Annotated in this window: 13 protein-coding genes; 12 read left to right on the top strand and 1 reads right to left on the bottom strand. The window is 71.3% G+C overall.

The features are described from left to right. Positions 1-51 precede the first annotated feature (51 nt). The 3 genes from ACZ4SA_RS32880 to ACZ4SA_RS32870 all read left to right on the top strand — a co-directional run bounded on the left by ACZ4SA_RS32880 (position 52) and on the right by ACZ4SA_RS32870 (position 4,869). On the top strand, positions 52-2,427 hold the full coding sequence (locus tag ACZ4SA_RS32880) for a HelD family protein (protein ID WP_468281570.1): 2,376 nt from the start codon (positions 52-54) through the stop codon (positions 2,425-2,427). 374 nt (positions 2,428-2,801) lie between these two features. Beyond that, a complete protein-coding gene (locus tag ACZ4SA_RS32875) occupies positions 2,802-4,235 on the top strand; it encodes an NAD-dependent malic enzyme (protein WP_468281569.1) in 1,434 nt (477 codons plus the stop codon). A 352-nt stretch (positions 4,236-4,587) separates the two neighbouring features. Continuing rightward, positions 4,588-4,869 carry an HU family DNA-binding protein gene (locus tag ACZ4SA_RS32870; RefSeq protein WP_004571953.1) on the top strand — a complete coding sequence of 94 codons (282 nt, stop codon included), beginning with the start codon at positions 4,588-4,590 and terminating at the stop codon, positions 4,867-4,869. Between the two features lie 469 nt (positions 4,870-5,338). Here the strand turns inward: ACZ4SA_RS32870 and murA are convergent, their stop codons facing one another. Then, positions 5,339-6,679 (bottom strand): UDP-N-acetylglucosamine 1-carboxyvinyltransferase, encoded by a 1,341-nt coding sequence (gene murA / locus ACZ4SA_RS32865; protein ID WP_356633178.1) that lies wholly within the window; start codon positions 6,677-6,679, stop codon positions 5,339-5,341. A 322-nt stretch (positions 6,680-7,001) separates the two neighbouring features. Between murA and ACZ4SA_RS32860 the strand changes: the two genes are divergently transcribed. The 9 genes from ACZ4SA_RS32860 to ACZ4SA_RS32820 all read left to right on the top strand — a co-directional run bounded on the left by ACZ4SA_RS32860 (position 7,002) and on the right by ACZ4SA_RS32820 (position 18,026). After that, the gene (locus ACZ4SA_RS32860) at positions 7,002-7,562 is read left to right on the top strand and encodes a YqgE/AlgH family protein (RefSeq protein ID WP_468281568.1); all 561 of its coding nucleotides are present in this window, start codon (positions 7,002-7,004) and stop codon (positions 7,560-7,562) included. Positions 7,563-7,650: 88 nt separating this feature from the next. Next, complete coding sequence (locus ACZ4SA_RS32855) at positions 7,651-7,944, top strand: DUF3039 domain-containing protein (protein WP_356633182.1); 294 nt, start codon at positions 7,651-7,653, stop codon at positions 7,942-7,944. Positions 7,945-8,168: 224 nt separating this feature from the next. Next, positions 8,169-9,473: an extracellular solute-binding protein gene (locus tag ACZ4SA_RS32850; RefSeq protein ID WP_468281567.1), complete on the top strand. Its 1,305-nt coding sequence runs from the start codon at positions 8,169-8,171 to the stop codon at positions 9,471-9,473. Between the two features lie 4 nt (positions 9,474-9,477). Further along, positions 9,478-10,446, top strand: a complete 969-nt coding sequence (locus ACZ4SA_RS32845) for a carbohydrate ABC transporter permease (protein ID WP_468281566.1) — start codon at positions 9,478-9,480, stop codon at positions 10,444-10,446. After that, positions 10,443-11,348 (top strand): carbohydrate ABC transporter permease, encoded by a 906-nt coding sequence (locus ACZ4SA_RS32840; RefSeq protein WP_468281565.1) that lies wholly within the window; start codon positions 10,443-10,445, stop codon positions 11,346-11,348. The genes ACZ4SA_RS32845 and ACZ4SA_RS32840 overlap by 4 nt, the downstream gene beginning before the upstream one ends. Before the next feature lie 12 nt (positions 11,349-11,360). Then, a complete protein-coding gene (locus ACZ4SA_RS32835; RefSeq protein WP_468281564.1) occupies positions 11,361-13,004 on the top strand; it encodes a beta-N-acetylhexosaminidase in 1,644 nt (547 codons plus the stop codon). 266 nt (positions 13,005-13,270) lie between these two features. Further along, positions 13,271-14,167, top strand: a complete 897-nt coding sequence (locus ACZ4SA_RS32830) for an FAD binding domain-containing protein (RefSeq protein ID WP_468281563.1) — start codon at positions 13,271-13,273, stop codon at positions 14,165-14,167. Continuing rightward, positions 14,164-15,717 carry a (2Fe-2S)-binding protein gene (locus tag ACZ4SA_RS32825; protein WP_468281562.1) on the top strand — a complete coding sequence of 518 codons (1,554 nt, stop codon included), beginning with the start codon at positions 14,164-14,166 and terminating at the stop codon, positions 15,715-15,717. Before ACZ4SA_RS32830 ends, ACZ4SA_RS32825 begins: the two co-directional genes overlap by 4 nt. Continuing rightward, complete coding sequence (locus ACZ4SA_RS32820; protein WP_468281561.1) at positions 15,714-18,026, top strand: xanthine dehydrogenase family protein molybdopterin-binding subunit; 2,313 nt, start codon at positions 15,714-15,716, stop codon at positions 18,024-18,026. The genes ACZ4SA_RS32825 and ACZ4SA_RS32820 overlap by 4 nt, the downstream gene beginning before the upstream one ends. Positions 18,027-18,317: the final 291 nt, after the last annotated feature.

Genomic DNA, 18,317 nt, shown 5'->3' with positions numbered 1-18,317 from the left:
CCCCGTGGCGTACGGTTGACGGCTGCCCAGTGCACGTCAGAAGGGGGCCCGGTGGCCGCGCAGGATGCCGCTGTCGAATCCGTGGTCGGCTCCGCCGCCGACTCGGTGCGAGACCGTGAGATCGGTGTCGAACAGGAACACCTGGACCAGGTGTACCGCCGCCTCGAGGAGAAGATCCACGAGGCCGAGTTCCTGATGAACGACGCCGCCAAGAGGGGCCAGGTCGGCACGCCCGGCGCGCTCGCCGAGCGGGACGCCCAGGTCTTCCGCGCGGGCGTCCACCTCAACCGGCTCAACAACGAGTTCGAGGATTTCCTCTTCGGCCGGATCGACCTGCTGTACGGCAAGGACGGCAAGAAGGGCCCGGACGGCGCCTACACCTCCGTCGAGCCCGCCGACGACGCCGTACGCCCCGACAACACGGCCGACATCGGGGAAACCCTGCACATCGGCCGCATCGGCGTCCTCGACTCCGACTACGCACCGCTGGTCATCGACTGGCGCGCCCCCGCCGCCGCACCCTTCTACCGGTCCACTCCCGTCGACCCCGGCCGCGTGGTGCGCCGGCGCGTCATCCGCTCCAAGGGCCGCAAGGTCCTCGGCGTCGAGGACGACCTGATGCGTCCCGAGCTGACCGCCACCCTCGACGGGGAGCCGCTCCCCGTCATCGGTGACGGCGCGCTGATGGCCGCCCTCGGACAGGCCCGCAGCCACACCATGCGGGACATCGTCGCCTCCATCCAGGCCGAACAGGACCTGGTGATCCGCGCCCCCGCTGCCTCCGTCACCTACGTGGAGGGCGGCCCCGGCACCGGCAAGACGGCGGTGGCCCTGCACCGCGCCGCCTACCTGCTCTACCAGGACCGGCGCCGCTACGCGGGCGGCATCCTGATCGTCTCCCCGACCCCCCTGCTCGTCGCCTACACCGAGGGCGTGCTGCCGTCCCTGGGCGAGGAGGGCCAGGTCGCGATCCGTGCCGTCGGCTCGCTGGTGGACGGCGCGGAGGCGACGGTCTACGACGAACCCGCCGTGGCCCGCGTCAAGGGCTCCTCACGGATGCTCAAGGTGCTGCGCAAGGCCGCACGCGGCGCACTGGAGATGCCGGCACAGGCCCCCGCCGAGGGCACGGACGAGCAGCTCGCCTTCGGTGAGGAGCCGGCCGCCCCCGCGGGCACGCCCACCCGCCTGCGCGTCGTCGCCTTCGGGCGGCGGCTCGAGCTGGAGGCCGACGAACTGCAGCGCATCCGGAGCGACGTGCTCGGCGGCACCGCCCCCGTGAACCTCCTGCGCCCGCGGGCCCGGCGGCTGCTGCTCGACGCCCTGTACGCCAAGTCGGGCGCCGCGGGCCGTCACCCCGGCGATCCCGAACTCGCCGCCGAACTCCGCTCCTCTTTCGACGAGGACGTCACGGGCGAGGACAGCTTCACCGCATTCCTGGAGGCCTGGTGGCCCGAGCTGACCCCGCGAGCCGTGCTGGCCGCCATGGCGGACGAGCGGCGCCTCGGCCGCTGGGCGCGCCGCGTGCTCAACCCGGGGGAGGTGCGCAGGCTGGCCCGCTCGCTGCGCCGGGACGGTCTCTCCGTGCACGACGTGGCGCTGCTCGACGAGCTCCACACGCTGCTCGGCACCCCGGCCCGTCCCCGCAGACGGCGCGAGCTCGACCCGCTGGACCAGCTGACCGGGCTCGAGGAGCTGATGCCGCAGCGCGAGGAGTCGCAGCGCGAACGGGCCGAACGGCTGGCGGCGGAGCGCACCGAGTACGCGCACGTCATCGTCGACGAGGCACAGGACCTCACGCCCATGCAGTGGCGGATGGTGGGCCGTCGCGGCAGGCACGCCACATGGACGGTCGTCGGCGACCCGGCCCAGTCGTCCTGGTCCTCGCCGGACGAGGCGGCCGAGGCCCGCGACGAGGCCCTCGGCACCCGTCCGCGCCGCCGCTTCGAGCTGACCGTCAACTACCGCAACCCGGCGGAGATCGCCGAGCTGGCGGCCAAGGTGCTCAGACTCGCCATGCCGGGCATGAAGTCCCCGTCCGCGGTCCGCTCCACGGGAGTGCGCCCGCGGTACGCGGTCCTTCCGGACGGCGCGGACCTGGCCGCCGCCGTACGTACGGAGGCGAAGCGGCTGCTGGAGCAGGTGGACGGCACCGTCGGCGTCGTCGTCGCCATGAACCGTCGAGAACAGGCCGCGCGCTGGCTGGCGGGGCTCGGCGAGAGGGTCGTCGCGCTCGGCTCGCTGGAGGCGAAGGGACTGGAGTACGACGCGACCGTCGTCGTCTCGCCGGCGGAGATCGCCGACGAGTCGCCGGCGGGTCTGCGGGTGCTCTACGTGGCACTGACGAGGGCGACCCAGCAGCTCACGGTGGTCTCCGGCCGCCGGGACCAGCCGGACACGGACGGCGTCCCGGACCTGCTGCGGGACTGAGCGGGCGACCGCCCGAGAAGTCAACACCCGATGGGGGAATCACTTGTCGGAGTGGTGCGTTAGCCTGGTTACGGCACCGGCTCGATCCAAGCCCCCGGGCCCAACCTTCGTCCCTCAGAGGGACCACTTGCCGCGAGGCGAGCATGGCGGGTCGGTGCCACTGAATTCTGCGGAGAGGCCCGCGTCACCTGGTCAGGTGACGCGGGCCTCTTCTGTTCGAGACCGGTTTCTCGTATGGTGGAAAACTGTTTCCGAAAACAATATGACCGCATTACCTGCTACTGGCAGGTAGGTGTCACCATCTTCACAGCGCTGCCGGGCTCAGGCGCGGCGCCGCATGGGAAAGAAGCTAGGGAAAGCAGAGGAACCCGGTCATGGCAACGGCGCCCAGCGTCTCGTACTCGATGACGGTCCGGCTGGAGGTGCCCGCGAGCGGAACCGCGGTCTCCCAGCTCACCACGGCCGTGGAGTCCTCCGGGGGCTCCGTGACCGGCCTGGACGTGACCGCCTCCGGCCACGAGAAGCTGCAGATGGATGTCACGATCGCCGCCAGCTCGACGGCCCACGCGGACGAGATCGTCGAAGAGCTGCGGAAGATCGAGGGCGTCGTCCTCGGCAAGGTCTCGGACCGTACGTTCCTGATGCACCTCGGCGGCAAGATCGAGATGGCGTCCAAGCATCCCATCCGCAACCGTGACGACCTGTCGATGATCTACACCCCGGGCGTTGCCCGTGTGTGCATGGCGATCGCGGAGAACCCGGAGGACGCCCGCCGCCTCACCATCAAGCGCAACTCCGTTGCAGTGGTGACCGACGGCTCCGCCGTGCTCGGCCTCGGCAACATCGGCCCCAAGGCCGCCCTGCCGGTCATGGAGGGCAAGGCCGCGCTCTTCAAGCGCTTCGCCGGTATCGACGCGTGGCCCATCTGCCTGGACACCCAGGACGCCGACGCCATCGTCGAAATCGTCAAGGCCATCGCCCCCGGCTTCGCCGGCATCAATCTCGAGGACATCTCCGCGCCCCGCTGCTTCGAGATCGAGGCACGGCTGCGGGAGGCCCTCGACATCCCCGTCTTCCATGACGACCAGCACGGCACCGCGATCGTCGTCCTCGCCTCGCTGACCAACGCACTGCGCGTGGTGGGCAAGGACATCAGTGACGTACGGGTCGTCATGTCCGGCGCCGGCGCGGCCGGTACGGCCATCCTCAAGCTCCTCATCGCGGCGGGCGTCAAGCACGCCGTCGTCGCAGACATCCACGGCGTCGTGCACGCGGGCCGTGAGGACCTGGTGTCCGCCGCGCCCGAGTCGCCGCTGCGCTGGATCGCCGACAACACCAACCCCGAAGGCGTCACCGGCACGCTCAAGGAAGCCGTCGCCGGTGCGGACGTCTTCATCGGCGTCTCCGCCCCGAACGTGATCGGCGCGGACGATGTCGCGGCAATGGCGGAGGGCGCGATCGTGTTCGCTCTCGCGAATCCCGACCCCGAGATCGACCCGGCAATCGCTCGTCGGACGGCGGCGGTTGTGGCCACCGGCCGCTCCGACTTCCCCAACCAGATCAACAATGTGCTGGTCTTCCCGGGCGTCTTCCGCGGTCTGCTGGACGCTCAGTCCCGCACCGTCAACACCGAGATGATGCTCGCGGCCGCGGCGGCGCTCGCGAACGTCGTCACGGAGGACGAGCTCAACCCGAACTACATCATCCCCTCGGTCTTCAACGACAAGGTCGCCGGAGCCGTCGCGGGAGCGGTCCGCGACGCGGCAAGGGCGGCGGTCGCGGCTGTGACAGGCCCCACGTCCGCCTGACATACGGCGCGTCGCGGGTCGCGGGGCCGCAAACCCCTTTTAGGGTGGCGGACCAGGGAGCACGCGGCCCGGCCCGCCCGCTCCGACGAGTCTCGAGAGAGTCGACGGAACGTCACCACGATGAGGCAGTGGGGGATTCCGTGCGGCTCCGGTGTGACTCCGGAGGGTGCCGGATTGGCTTTCCCGCCGCTGGTGGGGGCAGGATGCTTTCCCGAGGACCTGCGTCCTGGGGGAAGCCCCGAGGGCGCGGAGGGGTCTGACAGCAGACCCGGGTCCGGGGACTGTCCGAGGGCCCTGGCAGCATCGGCTTCGATCCACGCCTCACAGGCAAGAAGAACACGGGAGTAACAAAATGAACCGCAGTGAGCTGGTGGCCGCGCTGGCCGACCGCGCCGAGGTGACCCGCAAGGACGCCGACGCCGTTCTGGCCGCTCTCGCCGAGACCGTCGGCGAGGTCGTCGCCAAGGGCGACGAGAAGGTCACCATCCCCGGCTTCCTGACCTTCGAGCGCACCCACCGTGCCGCTCGCACCGCGCGCAACCCGCAGACCGGCGACCCGATCCAGATCCCGGCCGGCTACAGCGTGAAGGTCTCCGCGGGCTCGAAGCTCAAGGAAGCCGCCAAGGGCAAGTAAGGCCTAGGCAGCGAGAAGGGCGGTCACCCGGTCCGGGCGACCGCCCTTTGGCGTGCGTGGGGCCGCGCGGGCGTTACGGGGCGCCGCCCCGCGCGCCCTGCGCCTCGAGCGCCGGCGAGGCCGGATGTGGCCTCCCGTGGCCACGGCGTCGGCGGGGCGTGGCGCCCCGCGCCTCACGGGTGCTGGGCGTGCCCGTGCGGGCGGGAGGCGCCCGGTGGGGCGTGCCGGCCTCGCCGGGGCGTCGGCGGGCTGGATGTGCCCCTGTGGCCGTGGCCAGGGCGCAGGCAGGGCGTGGCGCCCTGCGCCCCGAGCGCTGGCGGGGGCCGGAGAGGCCCCCGCGTCCTGAGCGGCGAGGGGCCGCTGTGCCTCGGGCGGCGGCTGAGGGGGCCGGGGCGGAGCCGGGCCGGGCAGCGCGATGGCCCCCGCAGTGCATCCCGCGAGGGCCATCCGCACGGCGCAAAACGCGTCGTCAGACGATCGGGCCGCCCGGCAGTTCGACCTTCGCGCCGAGCTTCTCCAGCTTCTCCATGAAGTTCTCGTAGCCCCGGTTGATCAGGTCGATCCCGTGCACCCGGGACGTGCCCTGCGCAGCCAGCGCCGCGATCAGGTACGAGAAGCCGCCGCGCAGGTCCGGGATGACCAGGTCCGCGCCCTGGAGCTTCGTGGGGCCCGAGACCACCGCGGAGTGCAGGAAGTTGCGCTGGCCGAAGCGGCAGTGGGAGCCGCCCAGGCACTCGCGGTACAGCTGGATGTGCGCGCCCATCTGGTTCAGCGCCGACGTGAAGCCGAGCCGCGATTCGTACACCGTCTCGTGGACGATGGACAGGCCGGTCGCCTGGGTCAGGGCCACCACCAGCGGCTGCTGCCAGTCCGTCTGGAAGCCGGGGTGCACGTCCGTCTCCAGTGCGATGGACTTCAGCCGCCCGCCCGGGTGCCAGAAGCGGATGCCCTCGTCGTCGATCTCGAACGCGCCGCCGACCTTCCGGTACGTGTTCAGGAACGTCATCATCGAGCGCTGCTGCGCGCCCCGAACATAGATGTTGCCCTCGGTCGCCAGCGCCGCGGACGCCCAGGAGGCCGCCTCGAGGCGGTCGGGCAGCGCACGGTGGGTGTAGCCGCCGAGTTTGTCGACACCCGTGATCCGGATGGTCCGGTCGGTGTCCATGGAGATGATCGCGCCCATCTTCTGCAGTACGCAGATGAGGTCCTCGATCTCCGGCTCCACCGCCGCGTTGGTCAGCTCGGTGACGCCCTCGGCGAGCACGGCCGTCAGCAGCACCTGCTCGGTCGAGCCGACCGACGGGTACGGCAGGCGGATCTTGGTGCCGCGCAGCCGCTGCGGGGCCTCCAGGTACTGGCCGTCCGCGCGCTTCTCGATCGTCGCGCCGAACTGGCGCAGCACGTCGAAGTGGAAGTCGATGGGCCGGCCGCCGATGTCGCAGCCGCCGAGGCCGGGAATGAAGGCGTGGCCGAGCCGGTGCAGCAGCGGGCCGCAGAAGAGGATCGGGATGCGCGACGAGCCCGCATGGGCATCGATGTCGGCGACGTTCGCGCTCTCGACGTGGGTGGGGTCGAGGACCAGCTCGCCGGGCTCCTCGCCGGGGCGGACCGTCACCCCGTGCAGCTGCAGCAGTCCGCGTACGACTCTCACGTCACGGATGTCCGGCACGTTGCGCAGCCGGCTCGGGCCACTGCCGAGCAGGGCGGCGACCATCGCCTTGGGCACGAGGTTCTTCGCGCCGCGGACGCGGATCTCGCCCTCGAGCGGGGTTCCGCCGTGGACAAGCAGTACATCGTCTGTGCCGGTCATGAATCTCGCGTTCCGGAGGGCTCCCCCCGTCGAGCGAGGGAAGGACGGTCGGGTGGCCAGAGAAAAGGGTAAGGGGGCGGAGCACTGATTCCGTAAGGGTGAGGACCCTTCTCCGACGTAATGAATTGGGCACAACACGCTGTGTCCGCCGGGCCTCGCGCACCGTCACCGTCTCGCCCCTCGGACGCGGACGCGACGCCTCCGCATCCGCCCCGCACGCGGCCCGCTCTGAGCTGCGCCCATCGCGCGTCTGCCCGCGGATGCGGTGGTGCACTCCTGCGCTCGGGCCCCGCGGAGGCCGAAGATGCGGGATCATGTCGGCATGACCGAGGTGTCCTCGCTCACAGGCAGGCTGCTTGTCGCCGCGCCCGCCCTGGCGGACCCGAACTTCGACCGGGCGGTGGTCCTGCTGCTCGATCACGACGACGAGGGCTCCCTCGGGGTGATCCTGAACAGGCCCACCCCGGTGGTCGTGGAGGACATTCTCGAGTCCTGGGCGGCGCTGGCCGGTGAACCCGGCGTCGTGTTCCAGGGCGGCCCCGTCTCCCTCGACTCGGCGCTCGGCGTCGCGGTGATCCCCGGCGACGAGGGCCCGCTCGGCTGGCGGCGGGTGTACAGGGCGATCGGCCTCGTCGATCTGGAGGCCCCGCCGGAGCTGCTCGGAGGGGCGCTCGGCTCCCTGCGGATCTTCGCCGGTTACGCGGGCTGGGGCCCCGGCCAGCTGGAGGACGAGCTCCAGGACGGCGCGTGGTACGTCGTCGAGTCGGAGCCGGGGGACGTGTCCTCGCCCCACCCGGAGAACCTGTGGCGCTCAGTGCTGCGGCGCCAGCGCAACGAGCTGGCCATGTTCGCGACGTATCCGGAGGACCCGAGCCTGAACTGACCGCTGCGACGCTCCTCCGGCGCCGGTTCCCGCATGCGGGCGGGCCCTTGCTCCCGCAGCGGCCGTCTCGTGAGTACCCTTGGAGCCCATGAGCACTCTTGAGCCCGAGCGCGGGACAGGCACGGGGACCCTCGTAGAGCCGACACCCCAGGTGTCGCACGGCGACGGCGACCACGAGCGCTTCGCGCATTACGTCCAGAAGGACAAGATCATGGCGAGTGCCCTCGACGGCACTCCCGTCGTGGCACTGTGCGGGAAGGTCTGGGTGCCGGGGCGCGACCCCAAGAAGTACCCGGTCTGCCCCATGTGCAAGGAGATCTACGAGTCCATGGGCGCGGGTGGCGACAAGGACAAGGGCAAGGGCGGGAAGGACAAGAAGTAACCGCTCCGACCGGTCGGCAACGGCCCCCGGGACGCGCCTTTGCGCTCCCGGGGGCCGTTTGCGTTCCGTCGCGCGGCGGCCGGCGTTGCACGGAGTGCTTCACCCGGTCACAGAGTGGTAGAGACCTCTTGTCCGGCCGTGGGTCCGGCTCTAGCCTCCTGCGTGTTGTGCAGTGCGAAACTCCCGTTGCGTATGCTGCAACGCCAATTCGTAGGGGTCCACGCATGAAGCTCATCTCCCGAACAGCCGCCCCGGTCGCAGCACTTGTGCTGGCGGGGATCACCGCCACCGCCTGCGCCCCCCAGACCTCCGACAACAGCGCACAGCAGGACGACAAGAGCGGCACGCTGCGGGTCTGGCTGTTCCAGGAGGTCAACAACAAGCCCAAGGAGCGGGTCGTCGACGCCGCCGTCGCCGCCTTCGAGAAAGCGAACCAGGGCGCGAAGGTCGAGGTCGAGTACATACCGGTCGAGACGCGCGCCCAGAAGATGAAGGCGGCGTTCAACGACCCGAAGAGCGCGCCCGACGTCATCGAGTACGGGAACACCGACACCGCCGGCTACGTCAAGGACGGCGGGCTCGCCGACGTCAGTGCGGAGTTCAACGCCTGGGGCGAGGCCAAGGACACCGACCCCACGGCCGAGCAGTCCGTCACCGTCGACGGCAGGACCTACGGCGCTCCGCTCTTCGTCGGCGTTCGGGCGCTCTACTACCGCACCGACGTCTTCGAGGACCTGGGCATCGAGGCGCCCAAGACGCAGGACGAGCTCATCGCCACTGCCAAGAAGATCCACAAGCAGAAGCCGGACCTGTACGGACTGGCCGTCGGCGGTGCCTACACCTATGGCGCCATGCCCTTCGTCTGGGCCCACGGCGGCGAACTGGCCGAGGAGAGCAACGGCTCCTACACCTCCGCCATCGACAGCCCCGCCGCGCAGCAGGGCATCAAGGCCTACACCTCCCTCTTCGGCGAGGACAACTGCCCGCCCGGCACGTGCGCGTCCATGGGCGGCAATGCCACCGTCACCGCGTTCGCCTCCGGCAAGGCGGCCATGGCGATCGGCGGCGACTTCAGCCACCAGGCCGTCGAGGCCGGCTCGGTCAGGGGCAAGTACGCGGTCGTGCCGCTGCCTGGCCTGAAGGCCGGCGAGATCGCCCCCGCGTTCGCGGGCGGCAACAACGTCGGTGTGCTCAGGAGCAGTTCGCACCGCACACTGGCGGTCGACCTGATGAAGCAGCTCGCCGGCAAGGAGACGCAGCGCAAGCTCTTCGACGCGATGGGCTTCCTGCCGACGTACACCGACGTGCGCGCCGAAGCGGCGAAGAAGCAGCCGTTCGTCGAGCCCTTCATCGAGACGCTCGGTGCCGGGGCCAAGTTCGTCCCCGCCTCACCCGCCTGGGGGCAGATCGACGCCTCGCTCGTCCTGCCGACGATGTTCCAGGAGATCGTCAGCGGCAAGAAGGACATAGCCACGGCCTCCAAGGACGCTGCCGAGAAGATGGACGCCGCGTTCACCGACGCGGGCTGAGTCCATGGCGTACAAGACATCTGCCGCGGAGCCGGCCGTGGTCCCTGCGGGGACCGCGGCCCCCCGGCCGAGCCCGACCGCCACCAGGACCCGCCGTCGCCAAGGCGCCTGGACACCCTGGCTCTACCTCGCACCCGCCCTCGTGGTGCTTGCCGCGCTGCTGGTCTACCCCATCTACCAGCTCGGCCTGATCTCCTTGCTCGAATACACCCAGGCGCAGGTCAGCGGCGGCGAACCGACCACCTTCCAGGGGCTCGGCAACTACCGGGCGCTGTTCGACGACAGTCAGTTCTGGCAGGTGCTGTGCGCAACGCTGCTCTTCGCCGCGGCGTGCGTGGTCACCACCCTCGCCGTCGGCTGCGCACTGGCCGTCCTGCTGACCCGCGTGCGCGCCCTGCCGCGGCTCGCCCTGATGCTGGCCGCACTTGGCGCCTGGGCGACCCCGGCGATCACCGGCTCCACCGTCTGGGTCTTCCTCTTCGACCCCGACTACGGCCCCGTCAACCGGCTGCTGGGACTGGGCGACTTCTCCTGGACGTACGGCCGCTACAGCGCCTTCGCGCTCGTGATGTGCGAGGTCGTGTGGTGCTCGTTCCCGTTCGTGATGGTGACCGTGTACGCGGGCATCAAGGCGATCCCGGGGGAGGTGCTGGAGGCGGCGTCGCTGGACGGGGCCTCGCAGTGGCGGATCTGGCGGTCCGTCATGGCACCGGTGCTGCGGCCCATCCTGGTGGTCGTCACCATCCAGTCGATCATCTGGGACTTCAAGATCTTCACCCAGATCTATGTGATGACGAACGGCGGAGGCATCGCCGGACAGAATCTGGTGCTCAATGTGTATGCCTATCAGAAGGCCTTCGCGTCATCGAAGTACAGCCTGGGCTCCGCGATCGGCGTCGTCATGTTGCTGATCCTGCTGGCGGTCACGCTCGTCCATCTGCGGCTTCTGCGACGCCAGGGAGAAGAGATATGAGCCTCGAATCGCGCGGCCTTCGCACTTCCCCGCCCGGCCTTCGCACTTCCCCGCGCGCCGGTCGTACGTCCCTGCGCGTCCGGCGCCCCTGGCGGCTCGCAGCGGAGGCATCGGCGCTCGTCATCGCGGTCACCGTCGCCTTTCCGCTGTACTGGATGGTGCTCTCCGCCCTCAAACCGGCCGGTGAGATCCAGTCCACGGATGCGAAGCCGTGGACCCTCGCCCCGTCGCTGGACTCGTTCCGCCGGGTCTTCCAACAGGAGGAATTCGGGGGCTATTTCGTCAACAGCCTGATCGTCGCCGGGACGGTCGTCCTCGCCTCGGCCCTGATCGCGTTCCTGGCGGCCACCGCGGTCACGCGCTTCCGTTTCACGTTCCGTACGACGCTGCTGATCATGTTCCTGGTGGCGCAGATGGTGCCGGTCGAGGCGCTCACCATTCCGCTCTTCTTCCTGATGCGTGACTTCGGGCAGCTGAACACCCTCGGCTCGCTGATCCTGCCGCACATCGCCTTCTCGCTGCCGTTCGCGATCTGGATGCTGCGGGGCTTCGTCAAAGCGGTCCCCGAAGCCCTGGAGGAGGCCGCGTACATCGACGGCGCGAGCCGGACCCGCTTCCTGTGGCAGATCCTCTTCCCGCTGGTCTTCCCCGGGCTCGTGGCGACGAGCGTCTTCTCGTTCATCTCGGCGTGGAACGATTTCCTGTTCGCCAAGTCGTTCATCATCAGCGACACCTCGCAGTCGACCCTGCCGATGGCGCTGCTGGTCTTCTTCAAGCCCGACGAGAACGACTGGGGCGGGATCATGGCGGCCTCCACCGTGATGACCGTGCCGGTGCTCATCTTCTTCGTACTCGTACAGCGACGCCTGGTCTCCGGCCTGGGCGGTGCGGTGAAGGACTGAAAGGCTGACGGCATGACAGACCACGTGACGGACCTGATCCCGGCGCCGGGCAGGGTCGCATGGGCGGCGTCCGCGCCCGCCCTGTGTGTACTGAACGAGCAGACGCAGATCGACGCCCGCCCCGGCACGGAAGGAACGGCGCAGTGGCTGCGCGCCACCCTCGGGGCGGCCACCGGGCTGCCGCTCCACGCCGGCGCCGGCGACCACAGTCCTGAGACCAGCGGCATCGTGCTGGCCCTCGACACCGCCCTCGCCGACGAGGGCTACCGTCTCGTGGCGGACGGCCCCGTGATCCGGATCGACGGTGGCAGCGCCGCAGGGGTGTTCTGGGGCGCGCAGACCCTGCGGCAGCTCCTCGGGCCGGCGGCCCACCGGCGGGCACCGCTGGCGAAGGGCGGGAAGTGGGAGCTGCCCGCGGTCGTGATCGAGGACGCGCCCCGGTTCTCCTGGCGCGGCATGATGCTCGACGTCTCACGGCACTTCATGCCCAAGGACGGTGTCCTGCGCTACCTGGACCTGCTTGCCGCCCACAAGCTCAACGTCTTCCACTTCCACCTCACCGACGACCAGGGCTGGCGCATCGAGATCAAGCGCCACCCCCGGCTCACCGAGGCCGGCGCATGGCGGGCGCGCACCAAATACGGGCACCGGGCCTCACCCCTGTGGGACGACAAGCCCCACGGCGGCTACTACACGCAGGACGACATCCGCGAGATCGTCGCCTACGCCGCCGAGCGGCATATCACCGTCGTCCCCGAGATCGACATCCCCGGGCACTCGCAGGCCGCCATCGCCGCATATCCGGAACTGGGCAACTCCGACGTCATCGACACAACCTCCCTGACGGTCTGGGACAACTGGGGCGTGAGTCCCAACGTACTCGCCCCCACCGACAACACCCTCCGCTTCTACGAGGGCGTGCTCGAGGAGGTCCTCGAACTCTTCCCGTCCACGTTCGTGCACATCGGCGGCGACGAGTGCGCCAAGGACCAGTGGAAGGCCTCCGCGGCCGCGCAGGCGCGCATCAAGGAGCTGGGCCTGGCCGACGAGGACGAACTGCAGTCGTGGTTCATCCGGCACTTCGACCGCTGGCTGACCGACCGGGGCCGTCGGCTCATCGGCTGGGACGAGATCCTCGAAGGAGGCCTCGCCCCCGGCGCGGCCGTCTCCTCATGGCGCGGATACCGGGGCGGCATCGCCGCCGCGGAGGCCGGCCACGACGTCGTCATGTGCCCCGAGCAGCAGGTGTACTTGGACCACCGGCAGGCCGACGGCGACGAACCGATGCCGATCGGCTTCGTACGCACCCTCGAGGACGTCTACCGCTTCGAGCCCGTGCCGCCGGCGCTCCCCCCTGAGGCCGCCGCGCACGTGCTGGGTACGCAGGCGAACGTCTGGACCGAGGTCATGCAGGACAGCGCTCGCGTCGACTACCAGGTCTTCCCGCGCCTCGCCGCCTTCGCCGAGGTCGCCTGGTCCCGGCTGCCCGATCCCGCCGAGCGTGACTTCACGGACTTCGAGCGCCGAATGACCGCCCACTACAGCCGCCTTGACGCGCTCGGTGTCGACTACCGGCCGCCCGGGGGTCCGTTGCCGTGGCAGCGACGCCCCGGTGTCCTCGGACGCCCGATCGAAGGCGTCCCACCGAACGTGTGAGCCCCGGCTCCGGGGGCGGTCCGGCGCCGTACCGGAGGCGATGCGGGCCTGCGACGCCGAAGCACTGGTGTGGCCAGGCGCTTCACAGAGAAGGCGGCAAACCGGACTAATGTGGCGAGCCCCAACTTGTGGGGCGCATGCGCCCTTCGCGGACCCTCTCGTCGGTCGGCCCGGAAGATGTGCCAGAGTTGCCACGTCCGGTCTGTGAGCACGTACGGTACGGCAACACGGGCGGGACAGCCGGGACACCGGAAAGGGGCAGCTGGGTGACCACGCACGCACCGCAGGCGGCACAGTCGGTGACGTTGCCGGCCTCGCTCGACGAGGCCGTGGCGGCGCTCGGTGCCATGCCCGCCGCCGTTCCCGTCGCGGGCGGCACCGACCTCATGGCGGCGGTCAACAAGGGCCAGCTGCGTCCCGCGGGGCTGGTCGGCCTCGGCCGCATCAGCGAGATCCGCGGCTGGCGCTACCAGGACGGTCACGCCCTGCTCGGCGCCGGCCTCACCCACGCCCGGATGGGCCGCCCCGACTTCGCGGCCCTCATCCCCGCGCTCGCGGCGTCCGCGCGTGCGGCCGGCCCGCCCCAGATCCGCAACGCGGGCACGCTCGGCGGCAACATCGCCGGCGCCGCCCCCACCGGCGACACCCTGCCCGTGCTGGCGGCCCTCGAGGCCGACCTGGTGATCGCGGGACCCGGCGGCGCCCGCCGCGAGATCCCCGTCTCCCACCTGCTGGCCGGCCGGGAGATGCTCGGCCCGGCCGAACTGATCGGCTTCGTACGGGTGCCCCTCCTGCACGCCCCGCAGGTTTTCCTGAAGGCCACCGGCCGCACCGGCCCCGGCCGCGCCACCGCCTCGGTGGCCGTCGTCCTCGACCCGGCCCGGCGCGGCGTGCGCTGCGCGGTGGGCGCCATCGCGCCGACGCCGCTGCGGCCTCTGGAGGCCGAGCGGTGGATCGCCTCGCTGATCGACTGGGACGGCGAGCGCGGCCTGGCGGGCGAGGCGCTCGCCGCGTTCGGCGAGTACGTCGCCGCCGCCTGCATCCCCGACCCGGCACCGGTGCCGGCGGGCGAGGAGCAACCGGTACTGTCTCCGGCCGTACTGCATCTGCGGCGCACGGTCGCCGCGCTGGCCCGACGAGCACTGGGGAGGGCGCTGTCGTGAGCAACGAGGACAACCCGCAAGGCCTTCCGCCGGAGCTCCGGGAGCTCCCGGAGGGCTACGAGCCCGAGCGCGGCGGGGAGCACTACGACCAGTACAGCTCCTACGGTTCCTACGGCACGCACGAGACGCATGACGCGCAGGATGCCTACGAATCGCAGGGCGACCACAGCGGCTGGCAGCCCACGCCCCAGGGCGGCGAGTACGACGGCGAGGCCACGGCCTTCTTCCAGCTTCCGCCCGAGTTCACGGCGGACGCCGCACCGCTCGAGGCACCTGGGCACGGCTACGTACCACCGGTGATCACTCCGCTGACGCCCGCGGCGACGGCAGACCCGGCGGCGACGGGCAACTGGGCGCCGCAGTGGCCGGAACCGGCCGCTCAGGAGGCGCACGAGGCACACGAGGCCGCGGAGCAGAGCGGCACAGGCCAGTGGACCTTCCACGAGGCGGAGCCGAGTGCAACACCGCAGCCCGGATCCGCGTCCGCATCCGCGTCCGGGTACGACCTGCGCCCGGACACGCTGCCGGCGCCCGCAGCCGACGCCGAGAGCGACGTGGACCTCGATTCCGACTCGGGCGAGTTCCCGCTGCCGTCGGGGGCCACCGCGCCCTGGGGCGTCACCACTCCGCCCGCGACGCTGCCCGGAGGCGCGCCTGCGCCGTGGGCGACGCTGCCGGGGGGAGCGCCTGCGCCGTGGGCTGAGCAGGCGCATCAGGAACCGGCCTCGGAGGGGCAGGAGGAGCGCGAGCAGGCCGCGGAGCCGGCCGCGGCAGAGGCACCCGAACCGGCGGCGGCAGCGGCAGCGGAGCCGGTGCCCCAGGACGCGGGCACCATCCCGACCGATCCCGCCTACGCCACCGCCGCGGACACGACCGGGACCGCCCCCGAGGAGCCCGCGGCCCCGGCGGCCCCCGAGGCCGTGGACCCGCTCCCGACCGGGAACGAGGAGCACCCGCCGACGTCCTACGTACTGCGGGTCAACGGCACCGACCGCCCCGTCGGCGACGCCTGGATCGGCGAGTCCCTGCTCTACGTGCTGCGCGAGCGCCTCGGCCTCGCCGGCGCCAAGGACGGCTGCTCCCAGGGCGAGTGCGGCGCCTGCAACGTGCAGGTCGACGGCCGGCTCGTCGCCTCCTGCCTGGTTCCCGCGGCGACCGCCGCGGGCTCCGAAGTCCGTACGGTCGAGGGACTGGCCACCGACGGCGAACCCTCCGACGTCCAGCGGGCGCTGGCCGCCTGCGGCGCGGTCCAGTGCGGCTTCTGCATCCCCGGTATGGCCATGACCGTCCACGACCTCCTCGAGGGCAACCACGCCCCCACGGAACTGGAGACCCGCCAGGCCCTGTGCGGCAACCTCTGCCGCTGCTCCGGCTACCGGGGGGTCCTCGACGCCGTACGCGACGTGGTCGCCGAACGAGCGGCGAGCGCCGCCGACCCGGCGGACGCGGAGGCGGCGGCGGATGCGGGCGAGGAACCCCGCATCCCGCACCAGGCGCCCCCCGGCGCAGGTAGTGTGCAGGTTCACCCGCACGACGGAGGCATGGCGTGAGCAACGACGCGGCCACCACTGCGATGCCGCAGCCGGTCGACATCCCTCAGCCGGAAGCTCCTGCCCACGGCCTCGGCGCCTCCCTCCCGGCGGCCGACACCCGCGCGAAGACGGAAGGCACGTTCCCCTACGCCTCCGACCTGTGGGCGGAGGGTCTGCTGTGGGCGGCCCTGCTGCGCTCGCCGCACCCGCACGCCCGCATCGTCTCCGTCGACACCTCCGCCGCGCTCGAGATGCCGGGCGTCCGGGCCGTCGTCACCCACGAGGACATCCCGGGCGACGGCGCGTACGGCAGGCGCATCGCGGACCGGCCCGTCTTCGCCTCCGACATCGTGCGCCACCACGGCGAGGCAATCGCCGCGATCGCCGCCGACCACCCCGACACGGCCCGCCTCGCGGCGGCGGCGATCGCCGTCGAGTACGAGATCCTCGAACCGGTCACCGACCCCGAGAAGGCGTTCGCCGCGGAGCCCCTGCACCCCGACGGCAATCTCATCCGTCACATCCCCCTCAGCTACGGCGACCCGGATGTGACGGGCGAGGTGATCGTCGACGGTCTCTACCGCATCGGCCGCCAGGACCCCGCGCCCATCGGCGCCGAGGCCGGCCTGGCCGTGCCCCGCCCCGACGGCGGCGTCGAGCTCTACGTCGCTTCCACCGACCCGCACACCGACCGCGACCTGGCGGCGGCCTGCTTCGGCCTGGAGACGGAACGCGTCAAGGTCGTCGTCACCGGGGTCCCGGGCGCGACCGGCGACCGCGAGGACCCGGGCTTCCAGCTGCCCCTCGGGTTGCTGGCCCTGCGCACCGGCTGCCCGGTCAAACTCGCGGCCACCCGCGAGGAGTCCTTCCTCGGCCACGCCCACCGCCACCCGACCCTGCTGCGCTACCGCCACCACGCCGACGCCGAGGGCCACCTGGTCAAGGTCGAGGCGCAACTGCTGCTCGACGCGGGCGCGTACGCCGACGCCTCCTCCGAGTCGCTGGCCGCCGCCGTTGCCTTCGCCTGCGGCCCGTACGTCGTCCCGCACGCCCACATCGAAGGCTGGGCGGTCCGTACGAACAACCCGCCGTCCGGCCACGTACGCGGCGAGGGCGCCATGCAGGTCTGCGCCGCGTACGAGGCGCAGATGGACAAGCTCGCCACGAAACTGGGTCTGGACCAGACCGAGATCCGCCTGCGCAACGTCCTGGCCACCGGTGACATCCTCCCCACCGGCCAGACGGTCACCTGCCCGGCCCCCGTGGCCGAACTGCTCCAAGCCGTACGGGACTTCCCCCTGCCGCCCCTTCCCAAGGACTCCCCGGAGGACGACTGGCTCCTCCCCGGCGGCCCCGAGGGCGCCGGAGAACCGGGCGCGGTGCGCCGCGGCGTCGGCTACGCCCTCGGCATGGTCCACATGCTCGGCGCGGAAGGCACCGACGAGGTCTCGACGGCCACGGTCAAGGTCCACGGAGGCGTCGCCACGGTCATCTGCGCGGCCGTGGAGACCGGCTCCGGATTCACCACGCTCGCCCGCCAGATCGTCCAGGAGACGCTCGGCATAGACGACGTCCGCGTGGCCTCCGTCGACACCGACCAGCCCCCGGCAGGCCCGGCCGCCCACGGCCGCCACACCTGGGTCTCGGGCGGAGCGGTGGAACGCGCGGCGAAAATGGTCCGCACCCAGCTCCTCCAGCCGCTGGCCCACAAGTTCGGCATGTCGACGGAGCTCCTCCAGATCACCGACGGCAAGATCACGTCGTACGACGGCGTCCTGTCGACGACGGTCACCGAAGCGATGGACGGCAAGGAACTGTGGGCCACGGCCCAGTGCCGGCCCCACCCCACGGAGCCCCTGGACGAGTCCGGCCAGGGCGACGCCTTCGTGGGCCTGGCGTTCTGCGCGATCCGGGCCGTCGTCGACGTCGACATCGAACTCGGCTCGATCCGCGTGGTCGAGATGGCCGTGGCCCAGGACGTCGGCCGCGTCCTCAACCCCGCCCAACTCGTCACCCGCATCGAGGCCGGCGTCACCCAGGGCGTGGGCGCGGCCCTCACGGAGAACCTCCGCACGGTCCGCGGCCTGATCCGCCACCCGGACCTCACCGGCTACGCCCTCCCGACCTCGCTGGACGCGCCGGACATTCGCATCGTGAAACTCGTCGAAGAACGTGACGTGGTGGCCCCCTTCGGCGCCAAACCCGCCAGCGCGGCTCCGGTGGTAACCTCCCCGGCCGCGGTCGCCTCCGCGGTCCGCGCGGCCACGGGCCGCCCGATCAACCGCCTCCCGATCCGGCCGCAGGCGGCGGTGGCTGTTCCCAGCTGAGGTTGGGCTGGGCGGAGGGCGTAGGTGTTACGGGTCCCGGCGTGGCTCGGACGCCCTTTCTGGGCCTGAGGGCTGCCCGTCACCACTCGATAGAGTGGTGGGCAGTTCAGGGCAGTTCACATGTCCACCGGAGGAGGGGCGGTGCGATGGCGGACAGCTACGGCTGGCCGAGCGCCACGTCCAGGGATGAGCGTCAACTGCGCGCGGTGAACCCGGGCCTGGCCTCGATACTGTCGACGCCGAGTCGATGGTGTCGTTCAAGAAGCGGGTCGATCAGCTGCCGATCGGCCT

The sequence above is a fragment of the Streptomyces sp. NPDC027962 genome, assembly GCF_055566095.1.
The sequence above is the reverse complement of the archived record's forward strand: the minus strand, read 5'-3'. Positions and strand labels throughout refer to the sequence as shown.